Below are 12,294 nucleotides of genomic sequence, written 5' to 3'. Positions count from 1 at the left end.
GCCATAAAGCCAAGCTCGCCACTTTTGATCTCTTCGATAATGGTACGTTTCTCTGATGCGGAATATTTAATTTTAGACATGAAAATGCTCCCCTCATAGCAACAGGTTTTTTATTATTTCACCTGTCTACTATTTGGGGAGCATATCATTGCTGGCAGCCTATTTTTTATTTGCTATTACTTAAGCTTCTATGGGCTTAATCGCTTCATATACGTAATTCTGTTTGCCGTTTGATGGTGCTTCGCCATAGTTGTAATCAGCTGACACAATCACATCGGAAAAACCTATGTTTTCTAAAATAAGCTTAAACTCTTCGACACCGTACCAACGTAAGGCAAAGCGCTGCAGCTCAGTTTGGATAAGAGCTCCGTTGTGCCATTTTTCATATTTAATATATGAAATCTTATATYGATTGTATAAGTCGGCTTCAACAAGTTTGTCTTCCATGGTAATGATGTCTCCATCCGGCAGGTTGAATGTCGACGTACCGCTATATTGCCCACAACTGAAATTGTTGTCAGGCAGGAACAGGTCAAGTATGATACGTCCGCCTGGCTCAAGATGGGTATACAAATTTTTTAGAGCCAGAAGTGATTCGTCTCGGTTCTCTATTAATAAGAATGAACCGCCTGGGATAATGATGGCTTCATAGCGATGAGGCAAATCAAGCTGTTGTAAATTTGACTCATACAGCTCAGTAACGAGCCCGCGTTCCTCACAGCGTTGACGGCAGGATGCGAGCATTTCCGCTGAATAATCAACACCATCGACTTGCAGCCCTGCTTCTAGAAGCGGAACGAGAACACGACCAGAACCGGCCATTGCTTCGAGAATACGACCCTTGCAATCTTTCAGTCGATCTTGGTAATATTCTAAATCGCCACCGATAGATTGACCTGTTTTCTTGGATAAATCATAGACTACTGTACAAAGTTCTCCGTAATAACTAAACGACATAATTAATTCCCTCCGATAATTAGATGTTTACGGAAGGGATTGTAATGATTATCCCTTACGCACCTTAATAATGAACGTACCGGAATGTAGTTTTTGCATGATAACCACTCGCTTTCTTATAAAGTTATTATAAGTATAGGTAATAGGTAAATAGGGGTCAATATTTCCAGAAAAAAGATATTTCTAAATTCTCATTTACAACGGGTTCATTTATACTATTAATGAATGCTGGTCTATGAGAGGGTGATTATGGAATGCTTGTAAACTGTATGTTTTGCAGAAAACCATTTGATATTAATCACAGTGATCCTCAATATCGAAAGCTCATTGAAAAACAAACGAAGTATTATATTTGTCAGCCTTGTCATTCCAAAACAACAAAAGAAGCAAGTGCTATGAGCGAGATTAAGCCAGAAGGCCTTGATCCCAAAGGGTATGACAAATTAATAACTTAATTGTCTATGCTTTAAGATGACCAGAGCAATGTTACATGATAACTAGTGCTATGTATCTATGATGACATATGTACAGTTTTTATGATGACAAGTGCTCGCCATCATTTCAAAGACGAATTTTGATCTCTCCCTTCGACTTAACGGACATGAGAGACCTTATTCGCCGTAAATCGCCCTTTTTCTCGATCTAACGGACATAGGGTCTCTTATTTCATAATATTCGAAGGTATTTGGGGTCATTTTGGGCAAATAGAGGATCCTATGTCCGTTAGAAAGCAAATTAGCCTTTATTTTGAGAAATAACGGCTTATATGTCCGCTAGGACAGGAGCTAAACCACCCAAACACGAAACCCAAACACGAAACCCAAACCACCCAAACACGAAACCCAAACACAAAGCCCAAACACAAAGCCTCACCACAGAACCTAGCCACAGAACCTAAACAAGGCACACAGTAACGGACATGAGAGACCTTATTTGCCGTAAATCGTCCTTTTTCTCGATCTAATGGACATAGGGTCTCTTATTTCGTGATATTGGAGGGAAATTGGGGTCATTTTGGGCAAATAGAGGATCCTATGTCCGTTAGAAAGCAAATTAGCCTTTATTTTGAAAAATAACGGCTTATATGTCCGTAAGGACGGAAACTAAGCCTAAGTCTAAACGTGAAACCTAAACATAAACCGAAGACGAGACTAAAATCTAACATAAACCCCAACCACACAACCTACAGATGAAACCCAACCACAAACCCCAACAACGAAACCTATCCACGAAACTAAACACGAAACTAAACACGAAACTAAACACGAAACTAAACACGAGACGTAACCACAGAACCAAAACACGATACCCAAACACAAAGCCTAACCACATAACCTAAACAAAGCACAAAGTAACGGACATGAGAGACCTTATTTGTCGTAAATCATCCTTTTTCTCGATCTAACGGACATAGGGTCTCTTATTTCGTGATAATGGAGGGGGATTGGGGTCATTTTGGGCAAATAGAGGATCCTATGTCCGTTAAAAAGCAAATTAGCCTTTATTTTGAGAAATAACGGCTTATATGTCCGTAAGGACGGAACCTAAGCTCGGTCACAGTAATCAACGAGCCACATCTTTTTTATTTATTGAGATGAAGCTTTTTATCCAAATATTTAAGAGCTTTCTCCGTACAAACATCGCTCAGCTCTGCTTTGACGGTAGCTCTTGTCTCTGCTAGATTATCGTGAGCAACAGCCTCTTTACCAAGTGTGGTTTGAAGCCAGTGATCAGAGCTTTCAAAGCACATGCTGCTCCAACCGCCATCGAAGTCAGCTTCCTGCGCCCCGGTAATCACAATGTCAGCAAAGTTTTGAAGATCAACAAGCGCCCGATCGTAGTCTTTCTTCTGCTCTTTAGCGGTCAGCCGGCTTTCCTTACGCAAATTGCGTGAGTCGATATTGCCTGCTTCCTTGATAATATGATAAATATTTTTGGCTTCTTGGGACATAAGACCGCTGCTATAACGTTCCTCAACGCTTTTTCCTTGGGATAACAAGAACGGGATATGAGGAAACAAGTCAACGTGAATAAAGGTTAGTTTGCTTCCAAAAAACTTGCCATATGCCGCATGCTCATCCTTTACGATTTTAACCCGCCATATCCACGGATCGAACTCAGTTTCTGTATGCCAGCTGTCACTAGGAACCACGGCAGTGAGGGACGGATGCTCAGGGATAAGGTCAGAGAATGGAAAAATCTTATATTGACTGACTAGCTTTACGAACTCTGGATAAGTAGTAATGCTCATATATACACTCCTTATAACGTTTACTCCTTTATTCTAGTTTTCTCCTGTCTAATCCTTCCATACATCGACTTATTAAATTTGGTTAAAAAAAGTAACTTTTTTACAGCATCTGGCGTCACTATACATGAGGTTAAAATGGAACAGCTTTTTGCTCATGAAAGGACTGACGAAAAAGTGAAAGGAACATTCGTTTCAGCTGTCATTACAGTGCTTCTTCTTGCTGGTTGTGCAGCCGAAAATGTTGACCCAAAGGCAACAAATGTACAGGAGCAGCAGCTGGTTCAAGCTAAACAAACAGGGTTATTGGATAAGAAGATTAGTCCTTCAATTAACATCACAGATGCGAAAGAAATATCTATTTCCAGAGCAGCTGGTGCCAAGTCCGTTGAGTCAGTGTACACGAATCAAAGGAGGCTGGAGGCTTTTGTCAGCGCTATAAATACGGCAGTACAAATGCAAGGGATTTTAAATATGTCGAAACCGAACTTTACGATTACGGTGAAACAGCCAATCGTGAAAAACACCTTCAACCTTTGGATAAACGATAGTTCTAAACAGGGCGTTATTATGGATGTGAAAGATACACATAAAGGCTATACATTAACAAAGGTAGCGACGAATGAATTACTCCAAATCATTCAAGAGGACTCACAGCTCACTGAGCAGAGTGATTTCGTTATGCCGCTTGCCTATGAGAAGGTTGAAAATGCTCAGAAGGTTGCGAAGGTAGATAACATTCAAATGGAGCAGCTTATTAAAGAACAGAACATTAGTGGCGGAAAAATTAGCATTTATTCGAAGTCGGGTGACGTTGAGCAAGTGTATGGTGCTTTCGAATCCGAAGCTGGTCTTTATGAGCTTGGGGCAGTCGGAGGCATGCATCCACAAAACAATGATGAGCTGCTATCAGTCAAAGAGTTAGAGCTTTATGGCAAGTTGCTTATTCGAATCGATGGTGTTTTTGGGGCAAATGCACCGATACACAATTATTTTGAAATGAAAGATGGAAGCCCCATTCCATTCCTGCTCGTAGACACGGGTCATGCGGAAGAAGTGGATCTAGACGGAGATGGCATCGAAGAAGTGCTCTCAAAGCATGGACTACCGCTGCTCACTTTTGTTTACAAATGGGAGGATGGCGCTTTTAAACTTGGCGAAGTGGAATCGCAACAATAATAAAATTCACAGGAGGTTTTAATGATGAAAAAATGGATAAAAGCAACGACAGCTGCACTAACAATAGCGGGTGTGCTTAGTGCGGGTTCTGCAACGATGGCGGCGTCTGTACCCAAGGCAACCATAAAAATGTTCATTGACGGCAAGCTTCAGGATGATGTGCTGAACGTGAACGGCAGAACAATGGTGCAGCTCACGGCCTTTAATGATCCCGAAAAACTCAAATATTCCTACGAAACGGCTACAAAGACGATTGTAATCCAAAATCCAGCTCGGAAATTGACTGTTCGATTAAAGGACGGACTAAAATCAGCTGATGTAAATGGGAAAAAGGTTCCTCTGGATGCTCCAGTTACCGTAAAGAAAGGACGTACTTACGTTCCAGTTCGTTTTGTTGCGGAAACGCTTGGTGGAACTGTAGGAACCGACAATACAGGGAAACAGATTATTGTAAGAACACCGTCGGGTGAAGAGCGGTTTAAAACGCTGAAAAATGGCGATCTTACAGAAGCGCGAAAGCTTGCGATTCATACTCCTGGAGTTGACAATGGCATGGATATTGCGCCATATGGTGAAGGCTTCACTTTCGTGTATACTTTCCCTCAAGGGGAGGCACTCCGATATACCACGGAATATAGAGGTTTAATCACTTATTATGAAATCAACGATAGCGGTATTTCAGAAAGAAAATGGCAGAAGGATTTGTTGGGGAAAAACGGAGAAGCGGGCAAGGAACCAAAGCCGTTTGGCGATTCCGTCTATTTCTTAGATAACTTCATGGCGGATTGGCTGAATTATGGGACGATTGACAGCAATGGAAAGAAGACGGAACTAGGCTCTATCGATCGTTATACGAATAAAGAATTTGCTAATGTCGTCATTTTACCGATCGAGGGAGAAGTACGAACAGATATTAAATAAGTAAAGAATTCTATAGGGAATTAGAGAGGAATTAACATTGATTAGAAAAATAGACATCACAGATGCTGCCATAGCAAAGGAAGTATTGCGTATACAGCTTCCATCCTATAGGGTGGAAGCAGAGCTCATTGATTTTTATGAGATACCGCCATTAAAAGACACCGTAGATACGCTGCGTAATTGCGGGGAGATCTTCTATGGTTATTATATTAATAATGAACTGTGCGGAGCCATCGCCATCATGATTGATAATAACATCATAGACATTCATCGGCTCATTATCCACCCTGACCATTTTAGAAAAGGAATCGCGAAGCAGCTGCTTCAACACATCGAAAGCGTTGGAGTCAGCGGAAATGTGATCGTCGTATCAACGGGATCTAAAAACGCCCCTGCGGTTAACCTTTACAAGCAAAGCGGATATGTTGAAACGGGATTTATTGAAGTGGAAGAACGGCTATCGCTCACCTCCTTTCAAAAAATATTAAATTAAAGCACCTCTCACACGTACTGAAGGAGTTTGATGATTTGTATCAGTTAGCCAAGGAGCTTAGCGGTTCTCAAGAGATTACCGTCTATGAAGCCAATCAATTATTTGGGGAGATCGGAAAATATCGCTACTTGCAGTTCTCCGATCATGCGATTCAAGGGGCGATAGATTTGAAGGAGCCGAAGCGAGTCGTCATGGAGTATCCGCGTGCGATCATGCATCTGATGGAAAATAACGATCAATCGTTCGAAAATGTTTTTATGATTGGTCATGGAATTGGAACCATCGCCGGACACTATTCCGATAAACGATTTGTGATAGCGGAAATCAATGAGAAGGTAGTTGAGCTGAGCAGAACTTATTTTAACTATAGCGAGGACAATGTTGTAATTGGAGATGGGCGGCAGATCCTTGAGAATCAGGTGTCCGGCGGCTTCGATTATATTATTTTGGACGCCTTCACGAAAAAGGGGACTCCGCATCATTTAACGACAATGGAATTTTTTGAGTTAACGAAAGAGAAGCTGAACGCAAGCGGTTCGATTATTATGAATCTCTTCGGAAAAGTCAAAAACGATAAACTAATTAATTCAATTTATTCAACGCTGAAAGAGATCTATCCGTATACGAAAGCCTTCTCTCTGCCTGCAGAAGATCTAGCCGATACTCGTAATATGATCATCGTAGGCAGTAACAAAACGCTCAGCTTTCAATCACGGGAAATGGCTGGTTTCCTCGAAATAGAATTAGAAGAAGGGCATCGCATGGCGGACAAACGAAAAGGATGAACCGACTATACGGATCATTTGTTGTCACGTATGATTTTTCGATATTCGCGCGGCGTCATGCCGACAATTCGTTTGAAATGGGTGAGGAATGCATCGATATTTTTGCAGCCGACCTCTTCCGCAATGCTGCTAATTTTTAGCTGGGAGTTCCTAAGGAGCTCGCAGCTTTTTTTTATGCGCAGATGCTGCAGGTAATGCAGGAAGGTTTGTCCGGTATGCTGCTTGAACACGCGGCTGAAATGCCGTTCGCTCCACTCGCAGCGATTTGCAAGCTGGCTGATTGTTACATTCTCATGAGCGTGCTGCTCAAGGTAGTTCAGCACATGATGGAAGCGGGCGGAAGAACTCTCTTCTAATAACAGCTCCTTAGCGTCCTTCATTAATCGATAGACGGATAGAAACAGCTGCACTAGCAGCGTTAGCAAATAAGCCGATGATCCACTCCGCGGGAGCTCATATTCACGCAGCAGGCTGCGAAATAAATCTTCGATAACACTATCCGAGTCGAACAAGGAGTGGAAAGTGGATGCATCATTAAAACAGGTTTCCAGAAAATCAACGATCTCCTGATCGCCAATCCAGTCTTTCTGAGATTGAAGGAGCGAGGGCATGAAGACGCAATTATATACAATTAATGGCGAGCTGTTGCGTGAAGGTGTTGAAGGACGAAAGACATGCGGAATGCCAGGCGGCAAAATAAATAACATCCCTTTATAAACGGGGACGACGTCATCCCCTATATGATGAAAGCCCTTGCCTTCAGCTACATAAGCAAGCTCAATGAAAACATGATTGTGCAGCGGCAGATCAAAGTCTTCCTCGGCGCGGTTTACGAAGATGAATTTACTCTTTTGAAAATATTGCTCGCTCTCGTAAAGCAGCGTATGCTTGCTTGTCATCAGCTTTCATTCCTTTCATCAGATGTCGTTTTTCAGGGAATAAATGTCCGAAACAGGGGTAATTGAGTAGCATGATTTTACTATAATTAGAGGTAGAATGCACGTGCAAACATACGATGACTCGCTTAGAAGGGGCGGAATAACATGATGGATTGGGATTGGAAGGCGAATTGGATTTGGGGCGGAGAAGCTGAAAGCCCTCGCAATGAATGGCGCTGCTTCAAAAAGAGCTTTGACGTTGCACCATCATCGGATGATTATGACCAAAATACTCAAACAACACTGCGAATTAGTGCGGATTCTCGCTATGTTCTTTATATTAATGGCAAGCAGATAGGACGCGGCCCTGTACGCTCTTGGACTGTTGAGCAATTTTATGATGTGTACGATATTGGCCATCTGCTGGTACCTGGGCAATCGAATACGATTGCGGTGCTCGTGCATCATTTTGGCGTATCGACCTTTTACTATTTAAGAGGCCGCGGCGGGCTGCTTGTGCAGTTGGATAGGAGCAGTGAAGAGGGAACGCAAACGCTGCTTGAATCAGATGATACTTGGAGCACAGCTATTCATGAAGGCTATCATACACGTACGCCTCGAATGTCTTGTCAGCAAGGCTATTCAGAGTATGTTGATGCTGGTTCGTGGGACAGCGATTGGACTACAGCTAAAGGTAGTGGTGATGCTTGGGAGAAAGCAGCGTTACTAGGCGTTGTTGGCACTGGACCGTGGAAGACGCTAATAGAGCGGGACATTCCGCTGTTAGCAGAGTACCCTGTGTATCCATCCCGCATTTTATCTCTAAGCAGCGTTAAGTCCTTCAGCTTCTCTACGTCCATTGATATGCGCAACCAAATGGTTGAGGGCAGTGAGGACCATGCAAATGTTGTCGGCTTCACGGGTTATGCGGCTACCATTCTCTCTGTCCAAGAAGACGCGGATATAATACTCGGGTTCCCATTTGCGAGTGAGTGCGTAAGAGCAGTTTCAATTAATGGGGTGAAGCTGGATTCGGATCAGTTCACGGGAGTGCTCCCTGAACGCTATGCGGAAGTGACAATTCAAAAAGGCGAACATTTACTCTTAATTGATGTGAGTGGAAGCATGCATACAGGTCAGCTGCACCTGGGCATCTACAGTGAAGTTCCGATTGAGGTTCGATCACCGTTAGTTTCTGAGCAACAGTCAGCAGGTGCATCAGCTTTTATTAGCATTGGTCCTTTTGACAGTACCGTATATTTGGATCATCAGGAATCGAGACAGATTGATTTTGAGGATGCGTATTATAAGCAAGTAATAGATAAGGTTTCTTCCGTTCAAGATTTGGATGCGTATTCTCCATATATTCGTTCTATCGATGATAGTCTCGTAAGTGAAGTGGATGTATTCGGTCTCTCTGTGTGGAAGAAGGAAAGCACTCCGCATGTTATTCCGGTGGCTTTGCAAAATCTTGTTATTCCGAACGCATCGCCGGGAGTTATTCCGATGTATCCAGGTCTAGATACAGAAATTATTATTGATTTCGGCAAGGAGCTTACGGGTTATCTGTCATTTGAGGTTGAGGCAGAAGCGGGTGCTATTTTAGACTTTTACGGATTTGAGTATATGACAGAGGATTATCGCCAAGATACGTTTGGACTGGACAATACTGTGCGCTATGTATGTAAAGAAGGAAGACAGATTCATGTCTCTCCAATTCGCAGAGGCCTGCGGTACTTGATGCTGACTGTCCGAAATGCGAATACGCCGGTCAAAATACAAAATGTTCATTATATAGCAAGCCATTATCCAGTAGCAGAGATCGGTAGATTCCAAAGCTCAGATCCTTTATTGAATGACATATGGGAGATCAGCCGCCACACGACGAAGCTATGCATGGAAGATACCTTTGTGGATTGCCCAGCCTATGAGCAAGTTTTCTGGGTGGGGGATAGCCGCAATGAAGCGCTGGTCAGCAACTACTTATTCGGCGTAAATGATATGGTAAAACGATGCTTGCGTCTTGTACCGGGATCGAAGGATCAAACGCCTTTATACGCAGATCAGGTTCCGAGCGGTTGGAGCAGCGTTATTCCGAACTGGACTTTTTTCTGGGCTATAGCATGCCGTGAATATGTAGAGCAAACAGCGGATCTTCATTTTGCCCAAGAGATGTATCCGCATATCCGTTTTACGTTAGATCATTATTTGAAGGAAATCAATGAGGATGGCTTGCTGGCAATTAAGGGCTGGAACCTACTGGATTGGTCGCCGATTGATCAGCCTAACGATGGCATTGTCACACATCAGAACTGCTTCCTAGTGAAGACGCTGCGAGTTGCCTCTGAGATGGCTGGTTTCTCCGGTGATGAGGAAGGGCGCTCACGTTTTGCGGCAGCAGCCGATGATCTTCAAGCGGCAATTAATCAGCATTTGTGGTCCGAGGAACAGTCTGCCTACTTGGATTGTATCCATGTGGATGGACGCAGATCAGACATCTTCTCCGTGCAAACACAGGTGGTCGCTTATTTGACAGGTGTTGCGCAAGGAGAACGTAGAAGCATTATGGAGAAGTATTTGCTGGAATCGCCTTCCCATTTTGTTCAAATCGGCAGTCCATTCATGTCTTTCTTCTATTATGAAGCATTGTCGGCATCGGGACAGTATTCTACGATTGTTGAGGACATCCGTCGCAATTACGGGCAAATGATCGAGCATGACGCGACAACCTGCTGGGAGATGTATCCGAACTTCTCGGAAAATAGAGCGAATCCGAATATGCTGACTAGAAGTCATTGTCATGCTTGGTCGGCAGCGCCAGCTTATTTCCTTGGACGCGAGGTGCTTGGCATTCGCAGTACAGCAATGGGCTGGACGGAGGTCGAAATTAGTCCTAATCCTTGTGGTCTTACATGGGCGAAGGGAAGCGTTCCTCTCTCCGATGCAGGGCAAATCGATGTATCGTGGAAAGTGATCGATGAGAAAATCATTGAGGTTTCCATTCAATCCCCGGCATCGGTAAAAGTGAATGTTAAAATACCAGAAGGATACGAAGGTATCGTTCGGGAGAAAAAAATCTTTTAGCAGAAGTATCGGTTGAATTACGCTCAATGGAATGAAGATGCAAAAAAGCTCTCGCTGTCAGTAGACAGTTGAGAGCTTTTTTATAGGAGCGGTGAAATGCATTTGAATTATTTTAGTATAGATCGAACATGTTGACTTCATAGCCTTGTATCTTCAAATATGTAAACATCTGCGCCCGATGATGCTGAATATGGGTCGTAATCTCAATCAGCCATTTTGCCTGTACCGAGCCGTGTTCTAGATAAAATGGTTTTGTTTTCTTGTGCAGAAAATCCTCATCCGGAAGACTTTCCATATAAGCTCTGACTTCATGCAAACCAGTCGTGAGCCAAGCAATTAGTTTCTCGTGGTCTTGATCGGCAGCTATTTCCGCTTCAAGCTTGCGGATGACGGTTTCATCGTTCTCTTGAAGAATGAGCAGATCAACCGAAGGAATAGATACGATATGTTGGACAAGCTCCAGCAGCGTCCTCATATTGTCATGCGGTCTGTATGACCAATGATCGGTTGAGATTTTGCGAATCAAATTGGAAGAGGTTTTCGCGATATGCTCCAATTCCTCCAGCAGTAATCCTTTTACTTCATTAATAGGCTGAGATTGCATTGCCTTCACTCCATTCTTCTTAATTATAGTATTGTTGTCACCCTTAGTGGGCTTAATACTGATTGTAGCTTATAATAGTGACAGTAGTTGTCATAATTAAGAAATGAATGGAGAATCAATATGTCAAAATCGAAACGGCTCATTGAATTGATGATGACTGTTAATAGAAAACGTAAGTTTACTGTCAAAGAACTCGCGGTTGAGTTTGAAGTGTCGACAAGAACGATATTGAGGGATTTGCAAGAGCTGAGTGAGCTGGGCGTTCCGTTGTATTCGGAGGTAGGGCCGCATGGCGGGTATCAGGTATTAAAAGAAAGGATATTGCCACCGATCGCATTTACGGAAGAAGAGGCTGTTGCAATATTTTTTGCCAGCCATGCTTTGAGGCACTATTTATATCTTCCCTTTGAACCTGAATCATCCTCGGCACTCAGCAAGTTCTATTATTACATGCCTGGTGATGTGCGGGATCGTATTGATCAAATGAAAAATCGTGTTGATTTTTTCACGCCTGCTCGGCAAATGAAATCCCCTTATTTATCGATCTTGCTTGAAGGGGCTATTCACCAAAAAGTGTTGGTTATCGAATATGAATCACGAGAAGGTCAGTCAAGCCGTCAAATACAACCGATTGGCATATATGCAAGCAACGGATTATGGTACTGTTCCGCTTACTGTTTTCTGCGTTCTGAATTGCGGTTATTCCGTTGTGATCGAATTCACTCCGCCGTAGAGGATACATCTGATTTGGAAGCGCTGGATTTGCGGCATGTAAACCTTGGGAATAGCGATGAGGTTTTTCAGACGCAGGAGACATATGTTAATCTTTATGTTGAATTAAGCAGAGAAGGCTTGCAGCGCTGCGAGTCTGAGCTATGGCCGCTGCCCAAGCTGAATATTCGCGAAGATGGTACAGGCTGGATAGATGGCGATATTCGAAAGGTTGATCTTTCGTTTTATTCGAAGTTTTTTTTGGGTTTAGGTAATGAAGCAACAGTTAAGGAACCGGTTGAACTAATAGATCGCATGAAAAAGATATTAATTGAAGTCATGGCTAAATATGCATGAAGTTAAAGGATAAACAACAAAATAAAATTAATTTCAAAAAACACTTGCATTAGTAGGCGAGTACATGGTATATTCTT

11 protein-coding genes are annotated in these 12,294 nt (G+C 42.9%); 7 read left to right on the top strand and 4 right to left on the bottom strand.

Annotated elements, in window-relative coordinates; genetic code table 11:
• Positions 1 to 180 precede the first annotated feature (180 nt).
• A complete protein-coding gene (locus AB4Z17_RS27100) occupies positions 181 to 957 on the bottom strand; it encodes a class I SAM-dependent methyltransferase (RefSeq protein WP_441963247.1) in 777 nt (258 codons plus the stop codon).
• 254 nt (positions 958 to 1,211) lie between these two features.
• Here AB4Z17_RS27100 and AB4Z17_RS27095 point away from each other — a divergent pair, with 254 nt between their 5' ends.
• Positions 1,212 to 1,412 carry a DUF2197 domain-containing protein gene (locus tag AB4Z17_RS27095; protein WP_441963246.1) on the top strand — a complete coding sequence of 67 codons (201 nt, stop codon included), beginning with the start codon at positions 1,212 to 1,214 and terminating at the stop codon, positions 1,410 to 1,412.
• Positions 1,413 to 2,539: 1,127 nt separating this feature from the next.
• On the opposite strand, the gene AB4Z17_RS27090 is transcribed toward AB4Z17_RS27095, so the two are convergent.
• Entirely contained in the window at positions 2,540 to 3,208 is a 669-nt protein-coding gene (locus AB4Z17_RS27090; RefSeq protein WP_441913291.1) for an AlkZ-related protein, read from the bottom strand.
• A 174-nt stretch (positions 3,209 to 3,382) separates the two neighbouring features.
• Here AB4Z17_RS27090 and AB4Z17_RS27085 point away from each other — a divergent pair, with 174 nt between their 5' ends.
• The 4 genes from AB4Z17_RS27085 to AB4Z17_RS27070 are packed head-to-tail and all read left to right on the top strand — an operon-like array spanning position 3,383 to position 6,583.
• Positions 3,383 to 4,384 (top strand): hypothetical protein, encoded by a 1,002-nt coding sequence (locus AB4Z17_RS27085; RefSeq protein WP_441963244.1) that lies wholly within the window; start codon positions 3,383 to 3,385, stop codon positions 4,382 to 4,384.
• Positions 4,385 to 4,405: 21 nt separating this feature from the next.
• Entirely contained in the window at positions 4,406 to 5,305 is a 900-nt protein-coding gene (locus tag AB4Z17_RS27080) for a copper amine oxidase N-terminal domain-containing protein (protein ID WP_441963243.1), read from the top strand.
• A 37-nt stretch (positions 5,306 to 5,342) separates the two neighbouring features.
• Complete coding sequence (locus tag AB4Z17_RS27075) at positions 5,343 to 5,798, top strand: GNAT family N-acetyltransferase (RefSeq protein ID WP_441963241.1); 456 nt, start codon at positions 5,343 to 5,345, stop codon at positions 5,796 to 5,798.
• A 17-nt stretch (positions 5,799 to 5,815) separates the two neighbouring features.
• Positions 5,816 to 6,583, top strand: a complete 768-nt coding sequence (locus AB4Z17_RS27070) for a spermidine synthase (protein WP_441913308.1) — start codon at positions 5,816 to 5,818, stop codon at positions 6,581 to 6,583.
• A 14-nt stretch (positions 6,584 to 6,597) separates the two neighbouring features.
• On the opposite strand, the gene AB4Z17_RS27065 is transcribed toward AB4Z17_RS27070, so the two are convergent.
• Entirely contained in the window at positions 6,598 to 7,482 is an 885-nt protein-coding gene (locus AB4Z17_RS27065) for a helix-turn-helix domain-containing protein (protein ID WP_441913299.1), read from the bottom strand.
• 144 nt (positions 7,483 to 7,626) lie between these two features.
• Between AB4Z17_RS27065 and AB4Z17_RS27060 the strand changes: the two genes are divergently transcribed.
• Positions 7,627 to 10,545 (top strand): family 78 glycoside hydrolase catalytic domain, encoded by a 2,919-nt coding sequence (locus AB4Z17_RS27060; protein WP_441963239.1) that lies wholly within the window; start codon positions 7,627 to 7,629, stop codon positions 10,543 to 10,545.
• A 112-nt stretch (positions 10,546 to 10,657) separates the two neighbouring features.
• On the opposite strand, the gene AB4Z17_RS27055 is transcribed toward AB4Z17_RS27060, so the two are convergent.
• Positions 10,658 to 11,149, bottom strand: coding sequence for a DinB family protein (locus AB4Z17_RS27055; RefSeq protein WP_441963237.1), 492 nt, complete (start codon positions 11,147 to 11,149; stop codon positions 10,658 to 10,660).
• A gap of 120 nt (positions 11,150 to 11,269) precedes the next feature.
• Here AB4Z17_RS27055 and AB4Z17_RS27050 point away from each other — a divergent pair, with 120 nt between their 5' ends.
• Positions 11,270 to 12,217 carry a helix-turn-helix transcriptional regulator gene (locus AB4Z17_RS27050; RefSeq protein WP_441963235.1) on the top strand — a complete coding sequence of 316 codons (948 nt, stop codon included), beginning with the start codon at positions 11,270 to 11,272 and terminating at the stop codon, positions 12,215 to 12,217.
• Positions 12,218 to 12,294: the final 77 nt, after the last annotated feature.

This window comes from Paenibacillus sp. TAF43_2, assembly GCF_052113545.1.
Lineage (GTDB): Bacteria > Bacillota > Bacilli > Paenibacillales > Paenibacillaceae > Pristimantibacillus.
This window is presented reverse-complemented; position numbering and strand designations above follow the sequence as displayed.